Genomic DNA, 26470 nt, shown 5'->3' with positions numbered 1-26470 from the left:
AACGGGGCTGGGCGCCGGCTTCAGCTGGCTTTGAGTACGCCTGGCTCGGCCTGCATCGGCACGATCTCAAGCGAATCCACGCTGGCGCAGCAGCGGAAATCATCGTCGTGATCGCCCAGGCCGATCAGCCGCCGGCCATGGCTGGCGGTACGCAGGCAGCCTTCGGGATCGTGGCGCCACTGCTGCCAGAGCGCCAGCGCCGCCACCATCTCGTCATTGCCCGCCTCCACCGACCGGCCGCCAGCGGCTGCGGCATCCATCGCCGCCTGGGCCACCGCGCCAGCCGCCAGGGTGTCTTCCAGCGAGTAGGAGCCCTCCCAGCCGCTGCCCACGATCCACACCTGCTCGCACTGCCGCTCCAGCAGCCGCGCCGCCACTGCCGCGCGGTTGGGCAGGCAGGCGGTCAGCAGCAGGGGCACAGTGCGCACCTTGTCGAGCGAGCGGGTGCCGTTGGTGGTGCTCATGAAGATGCGCTTGCCCGCCACCAGCGCCGGCGTGACAGCCAGGGGGGAGTTGCCGAGATCGAAGCCCTCCACCCGGGCGCCGCCCCGTTCGCCGGCTGTGAGCCGTTGCGCGGCCGGCCAGGCCGCGGCCGCGGCCTTGAGGCTGTCGAGATCGGCGAACGCCTGCACCGCCTCGGCGCCGTTCTGGAGTGCCCAGGCGATCGTGGTGGTGGCGCGCAGCACGTCGATCACCACGGCCGCATCCGGGCCCGCCGCCGCCGCTCCAGGGCCGCGGTCTGGCACATCTTCGGAGGTGTGGAAGGTATGGATCTGCACGGCGCAGGGCACGGGTCGCGTGCGTCACAGTAGGCAGCGACGCTCAGGACCCACTCAATGACGGCCACGCTGCCGCGGAGTTCCACCAGAGATCTGCGGGGCTTTCTGTCGCTACTGGAGCAGCGCGGCCAGCTGCGGCGCATCACAGCCCCCGTCGACCCCGACCAGGAACTGGCCGCCATCGCCGACCGGGTGCTGGCCCGCGGGGGCCCCGGCCTGCTGTTCGAGAACGTGATCGGCAGCCCGATGCCGGTGGCTGTGAACCTGCTCGGCACCGTGCAGCGGGTGGTGTGGAGCATGGGCCTGGAGTCGGCCGAAGAGCTGGAGGATCTCGGCGCGCGGCTGGCCCTGTTGCAGCAGCCCCGGCCGCCGAAGGGGCTGCGCGAGGCGGTGCGCTTCGGCGGGGTGCTCTGGGATGTGGTGAAGGCCCGCCCCGACCTCGACCTGCTGCCGCCCTGCCACCAGCAGGTGTTCAAGGGGGAGGACGTGAACCTCGACAGCCTGCCGCTGCTGCGCCCCTGGCCCGGCGATGCCGGCGGGGTGATCACGCTCGGCCTGGTGATCACCAAGGACCCGGAAACGGGCGTGCCCAACGTGGGTGTCTACCGGCTGCAGCGCCAGTCGGTGAACACCATGACGGTGCACTGGCTGAGCGTGCGTGGCGGTGCCCGCCACCTGCGCAAGGCGGCGGCCATGGGCAAGCCCCTGGAGGTGGCTGTGGCGATCGGCGTGCACCCCCTGCTGGTGATGGCCGCCGCCACCCCGATCCCGGTGCAGCTCTCCGAATGGCTGTTCGCCGGCATCTACGCCGGCGAAGGGGTGCGGCTGGCCAAGTGCAAAACAGTGAACCTGGAGGTGCCCAGCCACAGCGAGGTGGTGCTGGAGGGCACGATCACCCCCGGCGAGGAACTGCCCGACGGCCCCTTCGGTGATCACATGGGCTTCTACGGCGGCGTCGAGGCGTCCCCGCTGGTGCGCTTCCAGTGCATGACCCAGCGCCGGAACCCGGTGTTCCTCACCACCTTCAGCGGCCGCCCGCCAAAGGAGGAGGCGATGCTGGCGATCGCGCTCAACCGCATCTACACGCCGATCCTGCGGCAACAGGTGCCCGAGATCATCGATTTCTTCCTGCCGATGGAAGGGCTCAGCTACAAGCTGGCTGTGCTCTCGATCGACAAGGCCTATCCGGGCCAGGCGAAGCGGGCGGCGATGGCCTTCTGGACCGTCCTGCCCCAGTTCACCTACACCAAGTTCGTGGTGGTGGTCGACAAGTCGATCAACATCCGCGACCCGCGCCAGGTGATCTGGGCCATCAGTGCCCAGGTGGATCCCCAGCGCGATCTGTTCGTGCTGGAGGACACCCCGTTCGACACGCTTGATTTCGCCAGCGAGCGTCTGGGGCTGGGCGGCCGTCTGGCGATCGATGCCACCACCAAGGTCGGGCCGGAAAAGCGCCACGACTGGGGCGAACCGCTCCGCCGGCCGGCGGCGATCGAAGATCGGCTCGATGCCCGCTGGCAGGAGCTGGGCCTGGCCGACATCGACGCCACCGAACCGGATCCCACCCTGTTCGGCTACACCCTCGAGAACGTGCTGGAGCGTCTGGCGGCGCGGCGTTGATCAAGCGCCGCGGCCTGCAGGCGCTCAAGGCGCTGCTGGAGCTGGCCAGGGAGCCGGGCGCCTGGCGCTCGGTGACGCAGATCGCCGCCGCTCAGTCGATTCCGGCCCCGATGCTGGAGCAACTTCTGCTGCAGTTGCGGCGGGCCGATCTGGTGGAGGCGCGGCGGGGCCGCAGCGGCGGCTACCGCCTGCGGCGGGTACCGGCGGCGATTCCTGTCGCCACCGTGCTGCAAGCCGTGCAGGCTGATCCAGCTCTGGGGCCGGCGGCGGCTACAGCCAGCGACCCGGCACTGGCGGGCGAGCAGGTGGCCCAGGCTCTGGTGCGGCGTCTGCAGCGGGCGCTGGAGCAGGAACTGGCCGTGCTCACGCTCGAGGAACTGCTCTTCGATCTGCGCAGCTGGCAGGAATGCCTCAGTGAAGACGGCGGCCTGATGGTGGGCTAACGCACAGAGCGGCCTGCGGAAGCGCCGAACCCGGCCAGGATGGCCAGGTGTTGATCACGCGCTGATGCCCGACCGCGACGCCATCGAGTTCGCCGAACGGCGCCGCATGGCCGAACGGGATCAGGGGCTGGTGCCCTGGGCGCTCTGGGGCAGCTACCTACCTGATCGTCAGTGGGGCACGGTGCGGGAGGACTACTCCGCCGACGGCGATGCCTGGCGCTCCTTCCCGCACGACCACGCCCGCTCGCGCGTGTACCGCTGGGGGGAGGACGGCCTGTTGGGCCTCTGCGACGAGCACGCCCGCCTCTGCTTTTCGGTGGCGCTCTGGAACGGCCTCGATCCCATCCTCAAGGAGCGGCCCTTCGGGCTGGGCAACCCGGAAGGCAACCACGGCGAAGACATCAAGGACTACACCTTTCACCTGGCCAACACCCCCACCCACAGCTTCATGCGGGGGCTCTACAAGTACCCCCAGCGCTGCTTCCCCTACGACCACCTGATCCACGAGAACGGGCGGCGCGGGCGCGACAGCCCGGAATACGAGCTGGTCGACACCGGGCTGTTCGACGACGACCGTTACTTCGATGTGGAGGTGGAGTACGCGAAGGCGGCGGCCGACGACCTGCTGATCCGCTTGCGCCTCACCAACCGAGGCCCCGATCCTGCCCCGCTCACCCTCCTGCCCACCCTGTGGTTGCGCAACACCTGGAGCTGGGGCTATGCGGGCGCGCTCGAGCAGCCGCTGGAGCTTGAAGGGGATCTGCTGCGCACCCCTGTGCTGCCCGGCCTCGGGTCGTACCGGCTGGCCTGCGCCGAGCCTGGCCCCTGGATCTTCACCGACAACGAGACCAACACCGAGCGCCTGTTCCGCCAGCCCAACCAGCGGCCGTATCAGAAGGACGGCTTTCACCGGTATGTGGTGGAGGGGGAGGAGGGAGCCATCAACCCCGCCCAGCGGGGCACCAAGGCGGCCCGCCTGCTGCGCCGCACACTGGCCCCGGGGGAGACCTGGGTGGTGGACCTGCGCCTGTGGGCGGGCGAGCAGCCGGCGGCGTTCGGCGCGGCGTTCGAGGCCACCCATCAGGCACGCGTGCAGGAATGGAGGGCCTACTTCGAGCACTGCGTGCCGGGGCTGGAAGCCGACGACCGCCGCATTCACCTCGCAGGCGCCGCCGGATTGCTGTGGTGCAAGAAGTACTACAGCTGGGACGTGAAACGCTGGCTGGAGGGGGATCCGGGCCAGCCGGTGCCGCCGCCGGAGCGCTTCAGGAGCGCCAATGCGGCCTGGCGCCGTCTGCATGTGGAAGATGTGATCTCCATGCCCGATTCATGGGAATACCCCTATTTCTGCCAGTGGGATCTGATGGTGCATGCCGTGGCCTTCGCCGGCTTCGATCCGGCCACCGCCAAGGAGCAGTGCATGCTGCTGCGCAGCCCCCGCTTCACGGCGCCCAACGCCCAGACCCCTGCCTACGAATGGGCGCTCTCCGATCCGAACCCACCGATCGGTGCCTGGGCGGCGATGCGTGTGTATCAGATCGACCGCAAGCAGAACGGTGAACCGGACATGCCCTTTCTGCGGGCGGCACTGCGCAAGCTGTTGCTGGAATACGGCTGGTGGGCCAACCGCAACGATCGTTCGGGCGACAACGTGTTCGAGGGTGGATTCCTCGGTCTGGATAACATTGCCGTGTTCGATCGCCGCTTTCCGCTCGCCGATGGCAGCCACATCGGAGAAAGCGATGGCATCGCCTGGATGGCGTCGCTGAGCCTGAATCTGCTCAACATCAGCGTGGAGCTGAGTGTGCGTGAACCGGAGTATGCGGATCTGTGCGAGCGTTTTGTCTACGACTTCGTGCAGCTCAACCTCACGCTCAACACCCCCACAGACAACGAGTTTCTGAACTGGGATGAGCAGGATGGCTTCTACTACGACGTGATCAAGCGGCCCGATGGCAGCACTGATTTCCTGCGCAGCCGCTCGATTGCTGGCCTGATTCCCCTGCTGGCGGTGGCCAGTTTCGATCAGGAAACGCTGGAACGTCTGCCGGTGCTGGATGTGAAGAACAGCATGGCGTGGTACACCCACGAGCGCACCTCTCCCTCCTGGGTGGAAACGCACCTGGGCCGGCGCCACAACGACCGGCTGCTGTTTTCCCTGGTGCCGGAAGATCGGCTGCGCCGCATCTGTGAGCGGCTGTTCGATGAGACGGAATTCCTTTCTCCCTACGGCATCCGCTCTCTGTCGAAGGTGTATGAAACCGCACCCTTCTGCTACACCGAAGGCAGTGAATCAGATTGCCTCTCCTATTCACCGGCGGACAGCCCGGTGGCCATGTTCGGTGGCAACTCCAACTGGCGTGGGCCGGTGTGGATGCCGCTGAATTATCTGTTGATCGAATCTCTGCAGAAATTCGGCCATTTTTATGGCGACAGCTTCACGGTGGAGTTCCCCACCGGCTCCGGCGTATGGCTCAGCCTCTGGGATGTGTCATTGAAGCTGGAGCAGCGGCTGGTGAATCTTTTCCGCCGTGACAGCCAGGGCCGGCGCGCCTTCCTCGGGGATGTGGATCTGTTTCAGCACAACCCCCATTGGCGTGATCTGATCCAGTTTCATGAGTATTTCCATGGCGACAATGGCCGTGGGGTGGGCGCCAGCCACCAGACCGGCTGGAGTGCGATCGTCTGCAAGATGATCAACCAACTCTCCCAATATCCAGTGCCCTGATCGCAGCACCTGTCTCTGCCTTCCCCTCTGTTCCGCCGCCACCCTTCCGCCATGCCTGCCACCCCAACGGCCCGGATCATCGACCCGTCGATCACCCTCGCCCCGTTGCCTGGTGCCGGGCAGCTGAATCCACCGGATGGCAGCCACGTGGATGTGTTGATCATCGGCAGTGGGGCCGGCGGCGGCACCCTGGCGCGGCACCTGGCTGGCAGCGGCCTCAAGGTGCTGGTGCTGGAACGCGGCGACTGGCTCCCCCAGGAACCGCAGAACTGGAGCGCCGAAGCGGTGTTTCAGCAGGGTCGCTATGTGTCTGCGGACACCTGGCACGACAAGCACGGCAAGGCCTTTCAGCCCGGCAGCCACTACATGGTGGGAGGTGCCACCAAGATGTACGGGGCCGCCCACTTCCGCCTGCGCGAGGCCGATTTCGGCGAGCTGATTCACCACGACGGCATCTCACCGGCCTGGCCCCTCCCTTACGACGTCTTCGAGCCCTATTACCAGCGCGCCGAAGCACTGTTCCACGTGCATGCCCAGCAGGGGGAAGATCCCACCGAACCCCGCCGCAGTGCCCCCTATCCCCACCCGCCGATTGCCCATGAGCCGCGCATGCAGAAGCTGGTCGACGACCTGCGTGCCGCCGGCCTGCGCCCCTTCCACGCCCCCAGCGGGGTGATGCTCGATGAGGCCAACCTGCCCTTCAGCCGTTGCCGCAAGTGCAACCGCTGTGATGGCTTTCCGTGCCTGGTGCATGCCAAGGGCGATGCGGACGTGGTGGGCATTCGGCCGGCCTTGGCCGATGCGAATGTGTCGCTGCTCACCCGCGCCCATGTGCAGCGGCTGCTCACCGATGCCAGTGGTGGGCGGGTCACGGCGGTGGAGCTTCTTCGCGATGGCGAGCCGATGCGCTTTTCCGCCGATGTGGTGGTGGTGAGTTGCGGCGCCGCCAACAGCGCCCGGTTGCTGCTGATGTCTGCCAACGACCGCCACCCGGCCGGCCTGGCCAATGGCTCGGGGCAGGTGGGGCGCAACTACATGTTCCACAACAGCAAGGCCCTGGTAGCGCTGGCCCATGAACCCAACACCACCGTGTTTCAGAAAACGGTGTCGATCAATGACTGGTATCTGGGCTCTGAGGCGTTTCCCTACCCGATGGGCAACATCCAGATGACCGGCAAGACCAGCGGCACGATCATGAAGGGCTATGCCCCACTGGAAACCTTCCTGATGCCCGGCTGGAGCATGGACCAGATCGCGGAACATGCACTGGATTTCTGGCTGAGCAGCGAGGATCTCCCCGACCCTGATAACCGCATCACCGTGAACAAGGAGGGGGCGATCACCCTCTCCTACACCCCCAACAATCAGACGGCAAGCGCCAAGCTTGAGCATAATCTTCGCGGCTTGCTGGATTCTCTCTATCTGAAGAATCACCTGGTGGAGCGGCAGATCTACGTGAAATCCAGCATGGCGATTGCCGCCGTGGGCCACCAGGCCGGCACCTGCCGCTTCGGCACCGATCCCACCACCTCGGTGCTGGATCTTGATTGCAAAGCCCACGAGCTCGACAATCTCTACGTGGTGGACACCAGCTTCTTCCCCAGCATCGGTGCGGTGAATCCCTCGCTCACCGCCATCGCCAATGCCCTGCGGGTGGGCGATCATCTCATCGCCCGGCTGCAGGTATGATCCAGCCGGGGAGAGGCGCCAGGGGGAATCTTCTTGGTTGAACGCTGTCAACCGAGTTGAATGCCCTCAGCACAGTTGCATCCTCTCAGCAGCGCCGAATGGTGTCAGCCGAAGTTGAGCATCAGGACGTCGCGAATCAGGAGTCCGTCGAGGGAAAGGGCGCCACCTCCGGCTCCGATCAGCACCAGGCACATCACCACATACATGGCGGCCTTTTCCCAGCTGGGTGGTTCCCCCACGCCCATGGGGCCGGCATAATCTCCCGGCGGAATCTGATAGGGATCGGGGGCGATGAAGGGGGTGCCCGCTAGAACCTCCAGCACCATGGCGTACCCCATCGACACCAGAATCGCCAGGGCGGCCAGGGGCGTGAGCAGACCGGGGATCAGGGCAATCCCGCCTGCCCACATCGAGAATGCCGACAGAAAGCAGAGCCAGCGTGGTGTTTTCAGCGCGGTCGCCCAGGTGGTGAGGTTGCGCAGCTTCGGCCAGCCGTGGCGGATGAAGGCGATGCCGGTGAACACCCGCAGCAGTGTCAGCACCGCTTCACTGAGGGGAGAGGGGCCGATGGGCACCAGGATCTCCACGATGTCCACGGCCACGGCAGCTCACGTGCGTCGGTGCCTCAAGGTAACCAAGGCGTCCCGAGCGGCTGCCGGGCTTCAGGGAGCGCTGACGCCAGCGGTTTCCAGCACCAGCAGCTCGTGGCCATCGGGATCGGCCAGCCGCAGCGCCCGTCTGCTCCCGCCGGCCCCCGCTTCCAGCGCCACCAGGCCGGGCGGCAGCAGCTCGGCCCCGAATGCCGCCGCGCTGGCGGCGATGCGATCGAGGCCGCTGGCTGCCAGGTGGATCTGCCAGTGGGCCAGGTCCTGCGGCGCCTGATCCGCCAGTCGCGGGCGCCCCTGGTTGGGGGGCAGATAGCCAAGGGTTTCGATGCCCATGCCTGCCGCGCAGCGCAGGGGCGTGATCTGCACCCGCGTCTCGCTCAGCCCATCGAGCCGGTCCTGCTCCAGCCCGCTGTTTTCGCCGCTGGGCAGTGCCGTCAGGCCGAGCAGCTCGCTGTAGAAGGCACGGCTGCGGGCGGTGTCGGCGATGGCGATGGCGCTGTGATCGATGCCGAGCAGCTCAGAGGCACCGGCCGGCCGCGGGCGATGCCAGCGGGGATCCCCCTTGCCGTCGGGAAACTGCAGCAGCTCCAGGTTGTGGCCATCAGGATCACGGAACTTGAAGGCCCAGATGCCGGCGGCGGCGGTGTTCCACTCGGGAAGCCGCTGCGGCGCCGCTGATACCGCCGTGATTGCGCCAGCGGCCAGCAGGGGCTGCAGCCGGGCGTGGCTCGCCGCCAGATCCGCCGTGACCAGGCAGAGGTGTTGAAACCAGAGATCGCAGCTGCGTGAGTCAGGTGGCAGCGGCCGCCCCGGGCGCTGCCCCGGGCCAGGATCGAGCACTTCGATCAGATCCAGCCGCTCCTCGCCCAGCCCCAGCTGCACCCGTTGCAGCCGTCCCTGCGGCAGCCCGAACAGAGCGGCCTGGGGCCCGCCCTCCACCCGCTCCTCAGCGAGCCGGATGAAGCCAAGCGACGCGCAGAAGAAGGCGGCGCTGCGCTCGGCACTGGCACAGGTGATCGCCACCGCTTCGATGTGGGGGCCAGAGCTGACCAGGGGGTGCGTCATGTGCCGGTGCTGCCGGTGCTGCCCATGGGGCCAGCAGGCTGTGCGGTGCTCCCCGGGCGTTGCAGCACGATGCTCAGCACGCCGCCGAAGGTGATCAGCGCGGTGCCGACCCACACCGCCAGGGTGGGCGTCTCGGCGAACCAGATCCAGCCGATCAGGCCGGCGAACACCACCGACGAATACTGAAAGGCGCCGATCGCGCCGGGTTCGGCATAGGTGTAAGCCTTGATCAAGAGAAACTGAAAGCAGGCCAGGCACACGCCGGAGGCCAGCACCGTGAGCCATTGGCTGGTGTCCAGCCCGCTGAGCAGTGCACCGGCCTGTCCCTCCGGCCGCAGCGGACCAAGGATCGCCAGGGTGGAGCCGACGCTGCCGATGAGCAGGAAATAGATCATCTGGGTGAGCGGCGCCTCGGTGCGGTCGAGCCGCTTCACGGCCAGGAACTCCACGGCGCAGAGCAGGCCGGCAGCCAGGCCCAGCAGATCGCCGGGGCGGGTGAGCAGGGAGGCGTTGGGCTGCACCACGATCACCATGCCGGCAAAGCCGATGGCGAGGCAGCCCCACAGAGCTCTGGGCACCTGCTGGCCGAGCACCAGCAGACCCAGCAGCGGGATGAACAACGGCGTGGTGTTCAGCAGCACATTGGCGTTGACCAGATTCACCAGTCGCGCGGCGGTAATGAACAGAAAGAACCCCGCCAGCCCGGTGCAACTGCGCAGCAGGTGCAGCAGTGGCACGGACGTGCGCAGATCACGGCCACCGCGCCACAGCACCCAGGGCAGGATCAGTGCCAGCGCGATCACGAAGGTGAGCCAGGTGAACGGCACGGGCCCCATGCCACTGCCGAGCGCTTTGCCGAAGGCGCTCTGGGCGGTGTTCGCCAGAAAGGCCAGCACCAGCAGGGCGGCGCCCAGCAGCAGTGAACGCATTGAGCCGGAGGCCTCCTGCGGGGGTGTGGATGGAATCACATTCGCCACGGCGTTCAACCCTTCCCGTTGGGCCCATGCTTACCTTCAAAGCTGCCCCTGTCACCCATGGATTCCGTGACCAGCACCACCAATCCAGACGCCATCCGCACCCTGGCCAAGCTGCTTGAAGGCAAGGTGGCGATCGTGACCGGCGGCAACAGCGGCATCGGCAAAGCGATTGTGGAAGCCCTGGCGCACCGCGGCGCCAAGGTGGTGATCGACTACCGCTCCCATCCTGAGGCCACCGAAGAGATCGAGCGGGAGATCGGCGCGTTCGGCGGCAGCAGCTTCGGTGTGCAGGCTGATGTGTCCAAGCTGGATGATCTTCAGCGCTTGGTGGATGCTGCAGTGGCGAAATACGGGCGCATTGATGTGATGGTGAACAACGCCGGCATCGAAACGCGCACCTCCATTCTCACCACCACCCCCGACGACTACGACAAGGTGCTGGATGTGAACCTGCGTGGCGTTTTCTTCGCCACCCAGTACGCCGCCAAGCAGATGATTGCCCAGGGCGGCGGCGGCCGCATCATCAACATCTCCTCGGTTCACGAAGACTGGCCCATGCCCAACAACACGCCCTACTGCCTCGCCAAGGGCGGCGTGCGCATGCTCACCCGCACCGCCGCCCTCGAGCTGGCTCCCCACGGCATCACTCTGGTGAATGTGGGACCGGGAGCCGTGGCCACTCCGATCAACGACGCCACGATGAAGGATCCGGAGCTGATGGCCAAGCTGGATGCCGCCATCCCGCTGGGCCGCATGGCCCAGCCGGAAGAGGTGGCCAAGGTGGTGGCTTTCCTCGCCAGCGACGACGCCAGCTACATCACCGCCACCACGATCTTTGCCGATGGCGGCATCATGCAGAGCAGCCCGGGTCTGTAGCGGCAGAGCCCTCCGGCACACCCTCCTCAAAGCGCGGTTCTCCCATGATCAGCAGGGAGCCGCGCTGCCGGGCGGCGATCGCCCACAGCCATTTGACCAGCAGGCTCACCCGGTTCTCGTTGGCGGGCATGAAGCCCAGGTGGGCCACGCCCCAGATCAGCCAGCCCAGCGGGCCGTCCACGCGCCAGCCGCGCAGGTCGGCTTCGGCGTGCAGGCGCCCCAGGATCGCCATCGAGCCGAAATCCACGAAGCGGAACGGCGCCTGCGGGCGCCCTTCCAGGCCGGCCCGCAGATCACGGGCCACCCAGCTGCCCATCTGCACCGCCACGCTGGCCAGCCCCGGCAGCGGGCTGGCGCCCGGGCTGGGGGCATAGGCGCAGAGGTCACCCACCACCCGGATCTCGGGATGGCCGGGCACGGAGAAATCCGCCTCCACCGGCACCCGGCCGCCCCGGTCGAGGGGCACGCCGGTGGCCTCAGCCAGCCGGGCACCCAGTGGGGACGCCTTCACCCCCGCCGTCCAGCACACCGTGGCCGCCTCCCGCACCTGCTCGCCAGCGGCGGTGCTGATCGTGACCCGCCCCGGCTCGATCGCCTTCACCCGGCCCCCCAGCAGCACCTCCACGCCGATGGATTCCAGGAAGCGCCTGGCGCCGGCGCCCAGATCGGGATGCATGCCCCGCAGCAGGCGATCGCCGGGATCCACCAACAGGATGCGGGTGTCTTCGGGATCGAGCTGGCGGAAATCCCTGGCCAGGGCGTGGCGCAGCAGCTCAGACACCGACCCCGCCAGCTCACAGCCGGTGGGTCCGCCCCCCACCACCACCACCGACTGCAGCAGGCGCCGCTTCTCCTCCTCGGGCGTCTGCTCCGCCTCCTCCATCGCCAACAGCAGCCGCTCGCGGATCTCCAGGGCGTCTTCCAGCTGCTTCATCGGCGGGGCGATCGCCTGCCATTCGTCGTGGCCGAAGTAGGAGCTGCCGGAACCTGCCGCCAGGATCAGGTGGTCGTAGCTGAAGCGGCGCTCGTTGAACACCAGCTCCTTCGCCTCGGCATCGATTTCCTTCACCTCCCCCATCAGCACCTGCACATTGCGCTGCCGCCCCACCAGCAGCCGCAGCGGCACGGTCACATCCCCCGGAGCCACCAGCCCGGTGGACACCTGATACAGCAGCGGTTGGAACAGGTTGTAGTTGCGCTTGTCGATCAGCGTCACGCGAACATCGGCGCCGGCCAGGGCTTTGCACGCCGACAGCCCAGCAAAACCCCCTCCCACGATCACCACATGGGGTCGCCCGCGCAGAGCTTCAGCCGGCGGCTCCAACTCCAGAAAGAAGCGCTCGCGTGGCATGGCGGTTGCAGGCCGGACGGTCGCAGCCTATTCAGGGCGCATCGGCGTGGATAGGCGCCCAGGATGTTGGTGCGAAGAACAGAGCAGGGCCGCGTGCTGACGTGCCCTCAAGCGCCCAGATAGCTGGCGCGCAGTTCGTCGTCTGCGAGCAAGGCAGCGGCAGAGCCGCGCAATTGCACTGTCCCAGCTTCGAGCACCACGCCACGGTCGGCGATTGCCAAGGCCGCCTGGGCGTTCTGCTCGACCAGAAGGATCGTGAGGCCCTGGCTGTGCAACGTGTGGAGCACTGCCATCAGTTCCTCCACCAGCCTGGGGGCGAGTCCAAGGCTTGGCTCATCCAGCATCAGCAGTTCCGGCCGCCCCATCAGGGAACGGGCGATCGCCAGCATCTGTTGCTCGCCCCCCGAGAGGCTGCCGGCCGGCTGGCGGCGCCGATCAGCAAGCCGCGGAAACAGGCTGTAGCACCAGTCGAGGTCGGCGTGGATCGCTTTGGCATCACGCCGCAGGAAGGCCCCCAGTTCCAGATTGGTGGCCACGCTCTGGCGCGCCAGCACCCGGCGGCCTTCGGGGCAATGGCCGATGCCAAGGCGCACGGTGGCTTCGGTGGACAACGAGGCGAGAGAGCGCCCCTTCCATTCCACCGATCCCGCGGCAGCATCCACCAACCGCGAGATGGCGCGCAGCGTGGTGCTTTTGCCGGCGCCGTTGGCACCGAGCAGCGCCACCAGCTCGCCGCTGTGGAGTTCGAGGTTCACATCGCCGAGGGCCTGGATCGCCCCGTAGCGGACCGTGAGTCCCCGCAGGGCCAGCAGCGGCGTGGGTCCGCCTGGCGGAACCCCGTTCATGTCTTGCTCCCCAGGTAGGCCTCGATCACCAGTGGATCGTTGCGTACCTCGGCGGGGGTCCCTTCAGCGATCCGCTGCCCGAAATTGAGCACGGCAAGGCGGTCGCACAGTCGCATCATCAAGGGGACGTGGTGCTCGATCACGAGCACGGTGAGATCGAAGTGCTGGCGCAGCCGCCGAATCAGATCGGCGAGTGTGGCTTTTTCGGCCGGATTCATGCCGGCAGCCGGCTCATCAAGCAGCAGCAACCTGGGGCCGGTGGCCAGTGCACGGGCCATCTCCAGCCGGCGCCGCAGCCCATAGGCGAGGCTGTCGGCCGGCTGGTGCGCCAGGTGATCGAGCTCCAGCAGTTCCAGCAGCTCATGGGCTCGCTGACGCAGCTGGCCCTGCTGGCGGCGGAAAGCAGATCGGTTCAGCAGGGCGCCGAGCAGAGGTGCTCTGTCGGCGCTGTGCAGTCCCACCAGCACGTTGTCGAGGCAGCTGAGCGGTCCGAACAGGCGCAGGTTCTGAAAGGTGCGGGCGATGCCCAGCCGGTTCACCCGTTCCGGCGGCAAGCCATCGATGGCGGCACCGTGCCAGAGGATGCGGCCCGCATCGGGGGGCGTCAGCCCGGAGATCAGGTTGAACAGAGTGGTCTTGCCAGCTCCGTTCGGTCCGATCAGCCCGGTGATCGACCCGGCTTCCACCTGCAGCGACACGCGGTTCACGGCGATCAGCCCGCCAAAACTCCTGGTGACCGCCTCCAGTTCCAGCAGTGGTGTGCCGATCATGCCGAGGTGCTTTTTCTGGCCGTTGGCAGTGGCAGGGCGTGAACCAGGGCCGCCAACCGTTCCGGTGTGATCAGGCCCTGCGGCGCCAGGATCGGGCCCACCAGGATCACCAGACCGAACACGATCAGGCGCAGATCCCCCACCGGCCGAAGCAGTTCCGGCAGTGCGGTGAGAAAGAGGCCACCCAGCACCGGCCCGAGCCAGGTGCGTGAACCCCCGAACACCACGAAAGCGAGGGTGGTGATGCTGGCATCGAAGCTGCCTTGGCGGGCGTTCCAGGTGTTGAGGAAATGGGCGGCCACCACCCCGGTGAGCGCCGCGATCGCGGCGCTCAGCACAAAGGCGCTCAAGGCCACCTGAGCCGTGGGCACTCCCATGCAGCGGGCGGCCAGTTCGTCCTCCCGCATGGCGGCCATCGCCCGTCCCAGGCGCATCTGCTCCAGCCGGGCGCACAGCCAGCAGCAGAACGCCAGGAGAAGCGCCGTGCAGATCAGATAGCCCTGCGGGCCGTTGAACGGTTGTGGGATCGCGAAGATGCCCACCGCACCACCACTCCAGCCGGCGTTGAGGTTCACCACCCGCAGAATCTCCACGAGGGCGATCGTGGCGATCGCCAGATAGATGCCCCGCAGCTGGAGCACCGGCCGGCCGATCAGCAGCGCCAGCCCTGTGGCCAACCCTGTGGCCAGGACCATTTCCAGCAGCAGCGAGGGCAAGGGATAGAGCGCTCCGTTGCCGGCCAGCGCTGGCCAGCGCGTGGAAAGCAGTGCGGCCACATAGCCGCCGATGGCATAGAAGCCCGGGGTGGCGAGTGACAGTTGACCCGCACGCAGTGGCAGGTAGACCGAAAGGGCGAGCAGAGCGCCCAGCCCCATCTGCACCAGCAGGGAGAGGTCGCTCACACCTTGCTGATCAGGGTTTTGCCCAGCAACCCCTGGGGCCGAAGCAGCAGCACCGCGAACAGGAAGGCATAGGCAACCCCGTCTTTGTAGCCGGAAAAGTCGGCAGGCACGAGTGCCTCGGCCAGGCCAACCACCAGGCCCCCCAGCATCGCTCCGGGCACACTGCCCAGGCCGCCAAGCACCAGAACCCCGAGGGCCTTGATGCCGAAGCCGATCCCGAAGTACGGCCCGGAGATGCTCACGCTCAGCCCCACCAGCCCACCGGCCACGCCGGCGAGAAAGCCGCTCAGTGCAAAGGCGAGCTGGATCATGGCCCCGGCATTGATGCCCAGCAGTCGGGCGGTGTCTGGATCTTCCGAGACGGCCTGCAGAGCCTTGCCCATGCGACTGCCTTCCAGCCAGAGCGTCAGCGTGACGAGCACGATGGCAGCCACCGCCATCAGCAGCAGTTGCACGGAGCGCACCTGGGCTGCTCCGATCCGGATGGTGGCCGGCAGCTCTGCCAGGGTGGCGGCGGGGATCGAATAGCTTTCGGCGCCCATCAGCAACTGCACCACATTCACGATCACGACCCCAGCGCCCAGGCTGGAGATGAGGTAGAGCAGCGGCTCGGCCCGCCGCTGGCGCAAGGGTGCAAAAGCGGTGGCTTCCACCAGCACGCCCATGCCGGCGGCGCCGACACCGGCAAGCAGCAGGGCCAGCCAGAAGGGCAGGGCAAAGGGCAGCTGGACGCCTGCGAGCAGGCCATTGGAGCCCACGCTGCCGCCGATCAGCAGATACGTGAAATAGGCCCCGAGCGTGAACAGGGCCCCTTGCGCGAAGTTGATCACCCCGAGCACCGAGAAGACCAGCGTGTACCCGAGGGCAAAGAGGGCATAGACGGCCCCACTGGCCAGGCCATTGAGCAGCACCTGCAGCAGGTGATCCACGGTGTCGCTCAATCGAGCAAGGCGAAGCGCCCGCTTTGCCCGCCCGTAACCATCTGCACCTCTGCAACGTAGAAGCGCTTCTGAACCACTTCGCCCTCTGGGGTGAAGCCGATCTCACCCAAGGGTGTGTCGTAGCGACCGGCCAGCAGTTCCTTCATCAGCTCCTGGCGCACCTCCGTCAGCGGCCGGCCGTTGATGGGCGAACGGCGGTTCAGCCGTGTGAGCGCTTCGGCCACGACCTGATACGCGGTGAAAGCCTGGGCAGTGAGCTGGGGGGGGATGGCGCCACCAGAGGCCTCCTTGAAGAGCTTCACGAAGGCCGCGTTGGTGGCTGTGTCCAGCTCCGGGCTGTACGCCTGTGCGATCAGGATCCCGTCGCAATAGATCTGGCAGATCGGATAGATGTTCGGGGTGTTCATGCCGTTGCCCACCACGATGCGGCCTTTGTAGCCGAGCTCTCGCAGCTGGCGGATCAGGTTGCCGCCATCGACGGCCTGGGCCGAGATCACAATCAGATCAGGCTTCAACCGCAGCGCCGCAGTGATCTGGTTCTGAAAATCCTGGTCGTTCAACTGGGTGCGTTGCACGGTGACCGGTTTCAGCCCCTTTGCCACCAGGGCGTTCTGGAAGATCTCGGCTTCAGAGGTGCTGTAGGCGTCGTCCTGGGCGAAGAACACCGCTGTGCGCCGGATCGTTGGATCCTTCTTCAAGGCGGCTTCGATCGCCAACGGAGCGATCACAGCGCTGGAGGCTGAAACGCGGCTGATGAAGCTGCCGATCTGCGGAATGCCCTTGGCGGTGTTGGAAGGCGCGACGACAGGCACCCCGCGGCGCTGGGCGATCGGGGCGGCGGCAAAGGCTTGCTGGGAGAGGGTGGGACCGATCAGGGCCACCACACCGGCATCGATCAGGAGATTGAAGGCCTGGCTGGCTGCCTGCTCATCACCACCTCCATCCTCGATCGTGAGCTGGATCGGCACACCCTTTCCCTTGAACCAGCGTTCGGCGAGCTTGAGGCCCAGCTGTTGGTCCTGCCCGTAGACGTTCGCGTTGCTGGTGAGAGCCAGCACCGCCCCCACCGGCACCCCCTTGTTGACATCGAGAGGCTTGTCGGAGGTGGTGGCCTCACAGCCAGCCACCCCGAAGGCGAGCCCGATCATCGCCAGCAGGAGGCGGCGGGCGGGGTAAAGGTGCCTATGCATGCCGATCAGGCGATGGCAGCGAAGGCGGCCCGGAAGGCTTCGAGCGTGGCGTCGATGTCCTCCTCGCTGTGGGCCAGCGAGGTGAAGCCGGCTTCAAAGGCGCTCGGCGCCAGGTAGACGCCACGCTCAAGCATGGCGCGGTGCAGCTTGCCGAAGCGCACGGTGTCGGCGGCTTTGGCGTCTTCGAAGTTGCGCACCGGCCCTTCGCAGAGGAAAAAGCCGAACATGGCGCTGATGCTGCCGCCGCAGATCGGCAGGCCCGCATCCCTGCCGGCCGCCAGGATGCCGGCGATCAGCCGCGAGGTGGTGGCCTCAAGTTTCTCGTAGGTGCCTGGCTGGCGCAGCAGTTCGAGGGTGTGGATGCCGGCGGTCATCGCCAGCGGGTTGCCGCTCAACGTGCCGGCTTGATACATCGGCCCGGCCGGCGCCACCATGGCCATGATGTCGGCGCGGCCGCCGTAGGCGCCCACCGGCAGACCGCCACCGATCACCTTGCCCATCGTGGTGAGATCGGGGGTGATGCCGAAACGGGCCTGGGCACCGCCATAGCTGATGCGGAAGCCGGTCATCACTTCATCGAAGGTGAGCAGGGCCCCGTTTTCGGTGGTGATCTCGCGCAGACCCTCCAGGAAGCCCGGTTCGGGGGGCAGGAAGCCGGCATTGCCCACCACCGGCTCAAGGATCACCCCGGCGATTTCACCGGGGTTCTCAGCGAAGAGCCGCTTGACCGCTTCCAGGTCGTTGTAGGGGGCGGTGAGCGTGTTGGCGGTGGTGCTGCGCGGTACGCCGGGGGAATCGGGCAGGCCGAGCGTGGCCACGCCCGAGCCCGCCTTCACCAGGAACATGTCGGCGTGGCCGTGGTAGCAGCCCTCGAACTTGATCAGCTTCTCGCGGCCGGTGAAGGCCCGCATCAGCCGCAGCACCGACATGCAGGCTTCGGTGCCGGAGTTCACGAACCGCACCATCTCCACAGAAGGCACGGCATCGACCACCATCTGGGCCAGCTGGTTCTCCAGGGCACAGGGGGCGCCGAAGCTGGTGCCTTTGCCCAGGGCGTTGCGCAGCGCACCGATCACCTTGGGGTGGGCATGGCCGCAGATCGCCGGCCCCCAGGAGCCGATGTAATCGATGTAGCGGTTGCCGTCCACGTCCCAGGCGTAGGCCCCCTGGACCCGATCGAAGACGATCGGTTGGCCGCCGACGGAACGAAAGGCCCGCACCGGAGAGCTCACCCCTCCGGGCATGAGCTTCTGGGCAGCGGCGAAGAGTTCCTGGGAACGGCTGGTGTTCAGGGCAGGAACTGACACAGGGGCCGAGGTCAAGGCGCGATCCGCAGACGGTTGAGAACGGCGCGACAGCGCAATGCCGCTCGGCCGATCTCCATCCTGACTCAAGATGTGTCAGTGCGGTGGTTGCCGCCTCTGCTCGGTAAGGTCTTGTTGGCCGAGGGCCATGAGCCTGGTGTCACAGGCCCATCACTGCTGGCCTGCCGGCCGCTCTGCCCGCCCAGCGTCCCCAACTCCAGGCCGTCATCCAGGCCGAAACCCCGTGAGCCTGCCCTGGTCCACCATCGAACGTCAGCTGCGCCGTCTGCTCCCGGCGCGTGCCGTGGTGGCCCGGCGCCAGGAACTGCTCACCTACGACAGCGACGGTCTCACCCTGCATCGCCATGAGCCGCCGCTGGCGGTGTTGCCGGAAACCACCGAGCAAGTGGCGGCGATCCTGCGCTGCTGCCATGCCCTGGGGGTGCCGTTCGTGGCCCGTGGCAGCGGCACGGGGCTGTCAGGCGGCGCCGTGGCGGAGCAGGAGGCCCTGCTGGTGGTCACCAGCCGCATGCGTTCGGTGCTGGCGATCGACCTCGACAACCAGCGCATCACCGTGCAGCCCGGTGTGATCAACAGCTGGGTCACCCGCGCGGTGGCGGGCGACGGCTTCTACTACGCCCCCGACCCGTCCAGCCAGGTGGTGTGCAGCATCGGCGGCAATGTGGCCGAGAACGCCGGTGGCGTCCATTGCCTCAAGTACGGCGTCACCAGCAACCACGTGCTGGAGCTTGAAGTGGTGCTCCCCGACGGCACGCTCACCCGGCTGGGGGGGCCGCTGGCAGAGCTGCCCGGTCTGGATCTGCGCGGTGTGTTCATCGGCAGCGAAGGCACCCTGGGCATCGCCACGGCGATCACCCTGCGCCTGTTGCCCCAGACCCCCAACGTGCAGGTGCTGCTGGCTGATTTCGTCACGATGGAGGCAGCCGGTGAAGCGGTGCGCCGGGTCACGGCCGCCGGGGTTCTGCCGGCGGGGATGGAGATCATGGACAACTTCACGATCAACGCCGTCGACGACCTCTTCGGGGTGGAGGAGTATCCGCGCGATGCAGCGGCGGTGCTGCTGATCGAGCTCGACGGCCAGGCGCGGGAAGTGGCGGCCGCGGTGGCTCTGGCCAGCGACCTGTGCCGTGAGGCCGGGGCCCGCTCCATCCGCCAGGCGGAGCAGGAAGCCGACCGGGCCCAGCTGTGGAAGGGCCGCAAATCGGCATTCGCGGCGGTGGGGCGCATCACCCCCACGTATTACGTGCAGGACGGGGTGGTGCCGCGCAGTGCCCTGCCTTCGGTGCTGGCGGCGATCGAGCAGTTGAGCCGCCACTACGGCCTGCCCGTGGCCAATGTGTTCCACGCCGGCGACGGCAACCTGCACCCGCTGATCCTTTACACCGCAGGCGAGCCCGGCGTGCAGGAGAAGGTGCAGGCCCTCGGCGCCGAGATCCTGCGGCTCTGCATTGAGGCGGGCGGCAGCATCACCGGTGAGCACGGCGTGGGCGCCGACAAGCGCTGCTATCTCGATTGGATGTTCTCCCACGACGACCTCGACACCATGCAGCTGGTGCGTCGCGCCTTCGACCCGCTGGGGCGGGCCAATCCCGGCAAGATCTTTCCCACGCCTCGCAGTTGCGGCGAGTCGTCCCGGCGGGTGGCGGTGCTGCGCGAAACACCTGCCCACAATGGCGCTGCGGCCACACTGCCGCCGCCGGAGCCAAAGTCCGCCCCCTGGCTGGCCGACGGCCAGCCGGGCTTGCTGGAACGCGAGGCCGTCGAGCTGTTCTGAGCTCAGCTGTTCTGAAAGGCTCTGATTGCTCTGAACCCGGCTGTCCTGGCTGGAACTCCTTCCCGCGCGTTCAGGCGCCCTTGCCAAGCTCCTGCTCGATCGCTGCCACCTGCAGGCGTGTGGTGATCACCGCATCGGGGTTGAGGCTGATCGAATCGATTCCCTCCTCCACCAGGAAGCGGGCGAAGTCGGGGTAGTCGCTGGGAGCCTGGCCACAGATGCCGATGCGGCTGCCACAGCGGTGAGCCGTGCGGATCGCCAGGCGGATCATCTCCTTGACGATCGCGTGCCGCTCATCGAACAGATCCGCCACCAGCGCGGAATCCCGGTCCAGCCCAAGGGTGAGCTGGGTGAGGTCGTTGGAGCCGATCGAGAAGCCATCGAAGTGCTCGGCGAAGGCTTCGGCGCCGATCACGTTGCTGGGCAGTTCGCACATCACATACACCTGCAGGCCGTGGCGGCCCCGCACCAGCCCATGACGGGCCATCTCGGCAAGCACCCGCTCGCCTTCCTCCGGTGTGCGGCAGAACGGCACCATCGGGATCACGTTCGTGAGCCCCATCGCCTCCCGCACCGCCTTGAGCGCCTGGCATTCCAGACCGAACGCCTCCCGGAATGCTTCGGCGGTGTAGCGGGAAGCGCCCCGCCAGCCCAGCATCGGGTTCTCCTCGTGGGGCTCGAAGCCGCTTCCCCCGAGCAGACGGGCATATTCGTTGCTCTTGAAATCCGAAAACCGCAGGATCACCGGTCGTGGATGAAAGGCGGCGGCGATGCGCGCCATGCCCTGGGTGAGCAGGTCCACGTAGTAATCGGCGGGGTGGGCATACCCCTTGGTGCGCTGCGCGATCGCCTCGCGTTCACCGGCATCGGCCACCAGCTCCGGCTTCAACAGCGCCATCGGATGCACCTGAATGTGGTTGGCGATGATGAACTCCAGCCGGGCCAATCCCACCCCGTCCACAGGCAGAGCCGCCTGCTGGAACGCCTGCTCCGGATTTCCCACATTCACCAGGAGGCGGGTGCGGGTAGGAGGCAGCTCGGAGAGTTCCTGTTCCTCCACATGAAAGGGCAACGCGCCGCGATAGACCCGGCCCGCATCCCCTTCGCAGCAGCTGGCGGTGATCAGATCGCCATCGGCGATGCGGCTGGTGGCCGTGCCACAGCCCACGATCGCGGTGATCCCCATCTCGCGGGCAATGATCGCCGCATGGCAGGTGCGGCCGCCCTGATTGGTGATCACACCGCTGGCTTTGCGCAGGATCGGCTCCCAGTCGGGGTCGGTGCGCTCTGTGACCAGCAGATCCCCCTGCTCGAAGCGGTTGATGGCATCGGCGCTGGCCAGCACCCGGGCCACACCGCTGCTCACCGAGGCTCCGATCGCCCGCCCCTCCACGATCAGTTCGGCCTGATGGGGATCCAGTTGCCAGCGTCGCAGCAGGGTGCTCGAACGGCGCGACTGCACCGTTTCCGGCCGGGCCTGCAGGATGAACAACCTGCCGCTGAGGCCATCCTTGGCCCACTCGATGTCCATCGCGGTGGGAACGCCGTGCAGGGCGCTGTAGTGCGCCTCGATCACGCAGGCCCAGCGGGCCAGGGTGAGCACATCAGCGTCGTCGATGGCGAAGCGTTCACGCTCTTCCGCCCGCACCGGCACGTTGCAGGTGTCCGTCTCGGCGTACACCATGCGCAGCTTCTTGCTGCCGAGCCGTCTGCTCAGGATCGGCGCGTGCCCCTGCAGCAGGGTCGGCTTGAAGATCAGGTATTCATCGGGGTTCACTGCCCCCTGCACCACGTTCTCACCCAGGCCATAGGCGGCGGTGAGCAGCACCGCCTCACGGAAGCCACTCTCGGTATCAATGGTGAACATCACCCCTGAGGCCGCCAGATCGGAGCGCACCATCGTCTGCACGCCGATCGACAGAGCCACCGCGTCGTGGGCGAAGCCGTTGATCTGCCGGTAGGAGATGGCCCGATCCGTGAACAGCGAGGCGTAGCAACGGCGGCAGGCCGCCAGCAGGGCGTCGATGCCCTGCACATTCAGAAAACTCTCCTGCTGCCCGGCGAAGCTGGCTTCCGGCAGATCTTCAGCGGTGGCACTTGAGCGCACGGCCACCGAAACTGGAACCGGCACCGAGCTGTCAGTACCGCCAGTGCCGCCCGTGACGGTGCTGCGCGCGCCGCTGGCGCTGCTGTCACGATCACCGACACTGTCCTCATTCAGCTGCTTGTAGTGCTGACGGATCGCTTCCTCCAGCGGCGGCGGCAGGCTGGCGTTCAGCACGAGTTGCCGAGCGGCGGCGCCACTCGCCTGCAGGGCCGCCAGATCGCTGGCATCGAGGCCATCGAACAGGTCGGCAAGCCGGGCCTCCAGTCCGTTGTGGGCGAGCAGCAGGCGGTAGGCCGCCGCCGTGGTGGCAAAGCCGCCGGGCACCGCCACCCCTCGGGGCCCCAGCTGGCGGATCATCTCTCCCAGGGAGGCGTTCTTGCCTCCCACCTGGGCGATGGCGTCAAGGCCGACGGACGCGAGCGGCACCACCAGGAGATCGGGGCTGGCCATCGCAGGTGCCTGACCCATCACGATCTCCGCTCATCCTTTGAGACTAGGAAGGGGGGGCGTTCCCAGCTGCAGGCAGGGGAGTCAGTCGCAGTTCGGCACTTGGAGCGCTGCCCGCGCCCAGATCCAGTTGGCTGGCGGCGCCCTTGAGCGCCGTGCGCCCGCCCTGCCGCCGGCTTTCGATCGCAGCGCAGAGGGCCCGGGGTTGTGCCTTGGGGTCGAGCCAGGCCATGTCCCACGGCGCGGCGTCACCTGGGCGGCGGGCGGTCACGGCCGCCAGCTGGCCGGTGTCGTACCCGGTGGCTTCCACCAGGCTGGGCACATAGTTGTAACGGCGCTGAAAGTTGGCGGCGAAGCGGTTCCAGCCGGGCCCGCGGCTGAGCGGATCCACGCCCAGCTGGGCGTTGGCCAGCGGTTCCGTGGCCGGAAACGGCCACACCAGGGTGAGATCGGCAGGCCAGCGCGCTTCTCGCACCGCCTTGGCCAGCGGGCTGGTCGGTGCTGTCATCACCACCAGGGCCTCGGGCCGGTAGTAGTCCACGTCGTCCACCAGGCGGGTGATGGTGCGGGCATCGGGATCGGCGATCTCCTGGCTTCCCTCCTGATAGCCCACCACCCGGCCGCCGTCGCCGCTGAGCGAGGCCACGAAGCGATTGGCCAGGGCGATCTGCTCACTGCTGCCGTCGTGGATCACCATCACGCGTGAGCGTTTCTCCTCGATCAGCCCTTTGGCGAGGCGATCGGCCTCCAGGCTGCGCGCCGGCAGCACCGGCCAGAGCCGGTCGGCGCCGGCAAGGCTGGGCAGGCCGTTGAGGGAGCTGCCCCGCTGCAGCGGCAGCAGCACGGTGAGGCCCAGCTCCTGCGCCAGCAACCCATACGACACGAGGGACACCGCCGGCGGCGCGATCAGCAAGCCGGGCAGCGGCCGCACCATGAGCGCCGCGCGGGGGTCCTGCTCCGGCGGCAGCCAGCCGAGTTGGAGCGTGGGCGGCTTCACCCCGCAGACGCGTGCCTCTTCCATGGCCAGCGCGTAGCCGCGGCGCAGGCCGTCACCCACCCCTGCCAGCAGCCCTTCAGGCGTGAGCAGCATCAGCACATCGCTGCGGATCGGTGCGCTGGCAGCGAGGCCCTGCAGCCCGAGCAGGGCGGCCACCACACCGGCACCCATCCAGAAGAGGTGGCGGCGAGGAGGTGGTTCAGCACCGGAGCCGGACGCGGACTTCCCCGGGGACATGCGGGTTTCCATTCAGCCGGTGAACACTAGGAGGGTTGTGCTCCACCGCCATCCTTGGTTGCGGTGCCGCCAAGCTTGCCCAGGCTGCGGCCGGGCCGCGCTGGTGGTGTTGTTCCCTCTGGTTCGTCGAGGCTTGAGCCTTCCTTCTGGCTTTCCGGAAGCAGCTGGGTGAACAGCCCCGCAGCCACAAGCACTCCACCCAGGGTGAAGGCCAGGGGGCGGTTGGCGGCGGCTGCCCCCTCCATCCAGGTGCCTGCGGCGAGAAAGGCGCCGCCCAGCAGCAGGCTAGGCACCAGCACGATCCCTTTGGCGGTGCGGTTGATGCTCATGACACCGCCGAGGCGGCTGCCGCCGGGCAGCCCTGTGGCGCGGCTGTCGCGTCGAGCGGGGTGGCCAGACCGGCCTGTTGCAGCCCTGTGCCCAGGTCGATGCCGCTGGAGAGCACGGTGACCCGCGCCAGCAGGGTGCCATCGGCGGTGCCCAGCGGGCGCAGATTCACGCGCGTGCGCCGCGGCAGTGCTTCCCGCAGCCAGGAGGTGGCGGCCGCACCATCGGCAGGGTCCACCTGCACGCATCCCAACCGCACCGGGTAGCTGCGGTTCTGGTCGCCCACCTGCAACAACGTGGCGCCACGCACCTGGAGCACTTCGGCCGCCTCAGCGGCAGCAGGGCTGAGGGTGACCATGAGCAGCGCGGCCAGCAAGCAAGGAAAAACAATCCACAGCAGACACTGCAGGGGATCGTGCAGAAGGCTGGAGTGCCGGTGAGGTCTCTGTCTCAGCTTCTTCTGCGACCGGATGGGGAGACAGGGCCCGAGTGCGCTGGCGATGCTCAGGGGGGCTAGGGCGCTATGGCCTCCTGTCAGGACGGCAGGGGAGGTCAGAGCTTTGCCCCGCAGCTGGGGCAGAACAGATGGGCGCTCTCTGTGGTGGCACCGCAGGAGCCGCAGTCGCGGGTGGTGTCGATCGCCAGCTCCGGATGGCTGGGCAGGCCCACCATCTGGGCGTTGCTGGCACCGGGGGGAACCATCGGGTAGCAGTTCTCGTTGCGCCGCACCTGCACGTTCACCACGGCCGGGCCTGGATGGGCCAGGGCCTCCTGCAGATCCTGATACAGACGGTTGCGGTCGGTGATGTCGACGCCGCGCACCCCGAAGGCTTCAGCCAGGGCGGAGAAGTTCGGCATGCCGCCGGTCATCTCGGAGGCGGAGTAGCGCTCGCCGTAGAAACTTTCCTGCCACTGGCGCACCATGCCCTGCCAGCCGTTGTTGACGATCACGACCTTCACCGGGAGCCCGTACTGGGAGAGGGTGCCGAGTTCCTGGATGTTCATCAGGATGCTGGCGTCGCCGGCGACGCACACCACCTGATCCCCGGGGAAGGCCACCTGCACGCCCATGGCGGCTGGCAGTCCGTAGCCCATGGTGCCGAGTCCGCTGCTGCTGATCCAGTGGCGCGGAGGGGTGTTCATGAACTGGGCTGCCCACATCTGATGCTGGCCCACATCGGTGGTGACGAACGCCTCGGGAGCGAGCTGCTGCAGGGCCAGCATCACTTCCTGCGGGGCGATCTCCCCCACCGGTTCAGGGATCACGAGCGGATAGTGGAGCTTCCAGCTTCGGATGCGCTCCAGCCAGGCCTCGGTGCGGTTGGTGGGCGGCTCGTCGCTGGAGGCTGCCAGCAGGGCATCAAGTGCCAGGCCCACATCCGCCACGATCGGCACCTCCGGCACCCGGTTCTTGCCCACTTCGGCTGCATCGATGTCGATGTGGATGACCTGGGCCCGAGGAGCAAAGCTGTCCAGCCGGCCGGTGACCCGGTCGTCGAAACGGGCGCCGGCGGCGATCAGCAGATCGCACTCGGTGACGGCGAAATTGGCATAGGCGGTGCCGTGCATGCCGAGCATGCCCACCGCCAGTGGATTGCGCTCATCGAAGGCGCCCTTGCCCATCAATGTGGTGGTGACAGGCAGGGAGAAGCGCTCGGCCAACCGGCGCAGGGCCCCGTGCGCGCCTGCGCTGACGGCACCGCCACCCACATACAGCAGCGGACGGCGTGCCTTGCGGATCAGCTCCAGCGCCTGCTGAATGCGCGCAGGGTCGGGGGCCACCGGCAGGGCGTAGCCGGCCGGAACCGAGCTGCCCGGCTCCACCGGCATGTAATCGAATTCCTCGAGGCCCACATCCTTGGGCACATCGATCAGCACCGGGCCCGGCCGCCCGGTGGCCGCGATCAGGAAGGCTTCCGCCACGATGCGGCCGATATCGGCGGGATCACGCACCACCCAGGAGTGCTTCACGATCGGCAGGGTGATGCCGAAGATGTCGGTTTCCTGGAAAGCATCGGTGCCGATCGAAGCCCGGCCCACCTGCCCGGTGATCACCACCATCGGCACTGAATCCATCTGGGCGGTGGCGATGCCGGTGACCAGATTGGTGGCGCCCGGCCCGGAGGTGCCGAAGCACACGCCCACCCGGCCGGTGGCACGGGCGTAGGCGTCAGCGGCGTGGGTGCCGCCCTGCTCGTGACGCACCAGGATGTGCTTCAGCCAGCCGTGGCTTTCGGCCTGGTGAAGGGCGTCGTAGATGGGCAGGATCGCCCCGCCCGGGTAGCCGAAGATGTGCTCCACACCATGGCGATGCAGGGCATCCATCAGGGCGTGAGCGCCGGTGACCCTCCCCGGCACGGCCGGCATCGGCCGCAGGGGGGAAGCGGACACAACCGCTGTGGGGACGGTCGTCAGGGTCACGGTTGTCGCTGCAGACATCACGATGGCCTCACATTAAGAGGTGCTCAACGG

22 protein-coding genes are annotated in these 26470 nt (G+C 67.5%); 6 read left to right on the top strand and 16 right to left on the bottom strand.

What is annotated here, in order from left to right; all coding sequences use genetic code 11:
- Window positions 1–20 precede the first annotated feature (20 nt).
- A complete protein-coding gene (locus KBY86_RS01260; protein WP_094513054.1) occupies window positions 21–779 on the bottom strand; it encodes a 2-phosphosulfolactate phosphatase family protein in 759 nt (252 codons plus the stop codon).
- 57 nt (window positions 780–836) lie between these two features.
- On the opposite strand from KBY86_RS01260, the gene KBY86_RS01255 reads away from it, so the two are divergent.
- From KBY86_RS01255 to KBY86_RS01240, 4 genes are all read left to right on the top strand, one after another.
- Complete coding sequence (locus KBY86_RS01255; RefSeq protein WP_255100768.1) at window positions 837–2399, top strand: UbiD family decarboxylase; 1563 nt, start codon at window positions 837–839, stop codon at window positions 2397–2399.
- Window positions 2396–2842: an Rrf2 family transcriptional regulator gene (locus KBY86_RS01250; RefSeq protein WP_094512978.1), complete on the top strand. Its 447-nt coding sequence runs from the start codon at window positions 2396–2398 to the stop codon at window positions 2840–2842. Before KBY86_RS01255 ends, KBY86_RS01250 begins: the two co-directional genes overlap by 4 nt.
- Window positions 2843–2906: 64 nt before the next feature.
- Complete coding sequence (locus KBY86_RS01245) at window positions 2907–5570, top strand: MGH1-like glycoside hydrolase domain-containing protein (protein WP_255139861.1); 2664 nt, start codon at window positions 2907–2909, stop codon at window positions 5568–5570.
- Window positions 5571–5621: 51 nt separating this feature from the next.
- Complete coding sequence (locus KBY86_RS01240) at window positions 5622–7259, top strand: GMC family oxidoreductase (RefSeq protein WP_255139860.1); 1638 nt, start codon at window positions 5622–5624, stop codon at window positions 7257–7259.
- 104 nt (window positions 7260–7363) lie between these two features.
- Here KBY86_RS01240 and KBY86_RS01235 read toward each other — a convergent pair whose 3' ends face one another.
- From KBY86_RS01235 to KBY86_RS01225, 3 genes are all read right to left on the bottom strand, one after another.
- Window positions 7364–7855, bottom strand: a complete 492-nt coding sequence (locus KBY86_RS01235; protein WP_399220936.1) for a DoxX family protein — start codon at window positions 7853–7855, stop codon at window positions 7364–7366.
- 66 nt (window positions 7856–7921) lie between these two features.
- Complete coding sequence (locus KBY86_RS01230) at window positions 7922–8932, bottom strand: VOC family protein (protein WP_255139857.1); 1011 nt, start codon at window positions 8930–8932, stop codon at window positions 7922–7924.
- On the bottom strand, window positions 8929–9861 hold the full coding sequence (locus KBY86_RS01225) for a DMT family transporter (protein WP_255139856.1): 933 nt from the start codon (window positions 9859–9861) through the stop codon (window positions 8929–8931). The genes KBY86_RS01230 and KBY86_RS01225 overlap by 4 nt, the downstream gene beginning before the upstream one ends.
- A 105-nt stretch (window positions 9862–9966) precedes the next feature.
- Between KBY86_RS01225 and KBY86_RS01220 the strand changes: the two genes are divergently transcribed.
- On the top strand, window positions 9967–10785 hold the full coding sequence (locus KBY86_RS01220) for an SDR family NAD(P)-dependent oxidoreductase (RefSeq protein ID WP_255100773.1): 819 nt from the start codon (window positions 9967–9969) through the stop codon (window positions 10783–10785).
- Here KBY86_RS01220 and KBY86_RS01215 read toward each other — a convergent pair.
- The 7 genes from KBY86_RS01215 to hemL all read right to left on the bottom strand — a co-directional run bounded on the left by KBY86_RS01215 (window position 10760) and on the right by hemL (window position 18091).
- Entirely contained in the window at window positions 10760–12136 is a 1377-nt protein-coding gene (locus KBY86_RS01215; RefSeq protein WP_255139855.1) for an NAD(P)/FAD-dependent oxidoreductase, read from the bottom strand. The two genes, KBY86_RS01220 and KBY86_RS01215, sit on opposite strands and share 26 nt — an antisense overlap.
- A gap of 107 nt (window positions 12137–12243) precedes the next feature.
- Window positions 12244–12981: an ABC transporter ATP-binding protein gene (locus KBY86_RS01210; protein ID WP_255139854.1), complete on the bottom strand. Its 738-nt coding sequence runs from the start codon at window positions 12979–12981 to the stop codon at window positions 12244–12246.
- A complete protein-coding gene (locus tag KBY86_RS01205; protein WP_255100776.1) occupies window positions 12978–13751 on the bottom strand; it encodes an ABC transporter ATP-binding protein in 774 nt (257 codons plus the stop codon). Before KBY86_RS01205 ends, KBY86_RS01210 begins: the two co-directional genes overlap by 4 nt.
- Window positions 13748–14653, bottom strand: coding sequence for a branched-chain amino acid ABC transporter permease (locus tag KBY86_RS01200; RefSeq protein ID WP_233133005.1), 906 nt, complete (start codon window positions 14651–14653; stop codon window positions 13748–13750). Before KBY86_RS01200 ends, KBY86_RS01205 begins: the two co-directional genes overlap by 4 nt.
- Entirely contained in the window at window positions 14650–15594 is a 945-nt protein-coding gene (locus KBY86_RS01195) for a branched-chain amino acid ABC transporter permease (RefSeq protein ID WP_255139853.1), read from the bottom strand. Before KBY86_RS01195 ends, KBY86_RS01200 begins: the two co-directional genes overlap by 4 nt.
- On the bottom strand, window positions 15591–16784 hold the full coding sequence (locus KBY86_RS01190; RefSeq protein WP_255139852.1) for an ABC transporter substrate-binding protein: 1194 nt from the start codon (window positions 16782–16784) through the stop codon (window positions 15591–15593). The genes KBY86_RS01195 and KBY86_RS01190 overlap by 4 nt, the downstream gene beginning before the upstream one ends.
- 5 nt (window positions 16785–16789) lie before the next feature.
- Window positions 16790–18091 (bottom strand): glutamate-1-semialdehyde 2,1-aminomutase, encoded by a 1302-nt coding sequence (gene hemL / locus KBY86_RS01185; RefSeq protein WP_255139894.1) that lies wholly within the window; start codon window positions 18089–18091, stop codon window positions 16790–16792.
- Between the two features lie 241 nt (window positions 18092–18332).
- Here hemL and KBY86_RS01180 point away from each other — a divergent pair, with 241 nt between their 5' ends.
- A complete protein-coding gene (locus KBY86_RS01180; protein ID WP_255139851.1) occupies window positions 18333–19883 on the top strand; it encodes an FAD-linked oxidase C-terminal domain-containing protein in 1551 nt (516 codons plus the stop codon).
- 70 nt (window positions 19884–19953) lie between these two features.
- On the opposite strand, the gene ppsA is transcribed toward KBY86_RS01180, so the two are convergent.
- The 5 genes from ppsA to ilvB form a co-directional block, all read right to left on the bottom strand.
- On the bottom strand, window positions 19954–22440 hold the full coding sequence (gene ppsA / locus KBY86_RS01175; RefSeq protein WP_255139850.1) for a phosphoenolpyruvate synthase: 2487 nt from the start codon (window positions 22438–22440) through the stop codon (window positions 19954–19956).
- 43 nt (window positions 22441–22483) lie between these two features.
- Window positions 22484–23671, bottom strand: a complete 1188-nt coding sequence (locus KBY86_RS01170; protein WP_255100782.1) for an ABC transporter substrate-binding protein — start codon at window positions 23669–23671, stop codon at window positions 22484–22486.
- 26 nt (window positions 23672–23697) lie between these two features.
- Complete coding sequence (locus KBY86_RS15185; protein ID WP_315855825.1) at window positions 23698–24000, bottom strand: GIVxVP protein; 303 nt, start codon at window positions 23998–24000, stop codon at window positions 23698–23700.
- Window positions 23997–24374: a hypothetical protein gene (locus KBY86_RS01160; RefSeq protein ID WP_315855824.1), complete on the bottom strand. Its 378-nt coding sequence runs from the start codon at window positions 24372–24374 to the stop codon at window positions 23997–23999. Before KBY86_RS01160 ends, KBY86_RS15185 begins: the two co-directional genes overlap by 4 nt.
- A gap of 176 nt (window positions 24375–24550) precedes the next feature.
- Entirely contained in the window at window positions 24551–26419 is a 1869-nt protein-coding gene (gene ilvB, locus KBY86_RS01155) for a biosynthetic-type acetolactate synthase large subunit (RefSeq protein WP_399220918.1), read from the bottom strand.
- Window positions 26420–26470: the final 51 nt, after the last annotated feature.

The organism is Synechococcus sp. Lug-A (assembly GCF_024345655.1).
Taxonomy (GTDB): domain Bacteria; phylum Cyanobacteriota; class Cyanobacteriia; order PCC-6307; family Cyanobiaceae; genus MW101C3.
This window is presented reverse-complemented; position numbering and strand designations above follow the sequence as displayed.

Bases quoted from the DNA above. Each gene is read 5' to 3' on its own strand.
- KBY86_RS01230 (WP_255139857.1), bottom strand. From the start codon at position 8,932: ATGACGCACCCCCTGGTCAGCTCTGGCCCCCACATCGAAGCGGTGGCG.
- KBY86_RS01220 (WP_255100773.1), top strand. From the start codon at position 9,967: ATGGATTCCGTGACCAGCACCACCAATCCAGACGCCATCCGCACCCTG.
- KBY86_RS01215 (WP_255139855.1), bottom strand. From the start codon at position 12,136: ATGCCACGCGAGCGCTTCTTTCTGGAGTTGGAGCCGCCGGCTGAAGCT.
- KBY86_RS01225 (WP_255139856.1), bottom strand. From the start codon at position 9,861: ATGCGTTCACTGCTGCTGGGCGCCGCCCTGCTGGTGCTGGCCTTTCTG.
- KBY86_RS01205 (WP_255100776.1), bottom strand. From the start codon at position 13,751: ATGATCGGCACACCACTGCTGGAACTGGAGGCGGTCACCAGGAGTTTT.
- KBY86_RS01190 (WP_255139852.1), bottom strand. From the start codon at position 16,784: ATGCATAGGCACCTTTACCCCGCCCGCCGCCTCCTGCTGGCGATGATC.
- KBY86_RS15185 (WP_315855825.1), bottom strand. From the start codon at position 24,000: ATGAGCATCAACCGCACCGCCAAAGGGATCGTGCTGGTGCCTAGCCTG.
- KBY86_RS01255 (WP_255100768.1), top strand. From the start codon at position 837: ATGACGGCCACGCTGCCGCGGAGTTCCACCAGAGATCTGCGGGGCTTT.
- KBY86_RS01170 (WP_255100782.1), bottom strand. From the start codon at position 23,671: ATGTCCCCGGGGAAGTCCGCGTCCGGCTCCGGTGCTGAACCACCTCCT.
- KBY86_RS01210 (WP_255139854.1), bottom strand. From the start codon at position 12,981: ATGAACGGGGTTCCGCCAGGCGGACCCACGCCGCTGCTGGCCCTGCGG.
- KBY86_RS01240 (WP_255139860.1), top strand. From the start codon at position 5,622: ATGCCTGCCACCCCAACGGCCCGGATCATCGACCCGTCGATCACCCTC.
- ppsA (WP_255139850.1), bottom strand. From the start codon at position 22,440: ATGGCCAGCCCCGATCTCCTGGTGGTGCCGCTCGCGTCCGTCGGCCTT.
- KBY86_RS01245 (WP_255139861.1), top strand. From the start codon at position 2,907: ATGCCCGACCGCGACGCCATCGAGTTCGCCGAACGGCGCCGCATGGCC.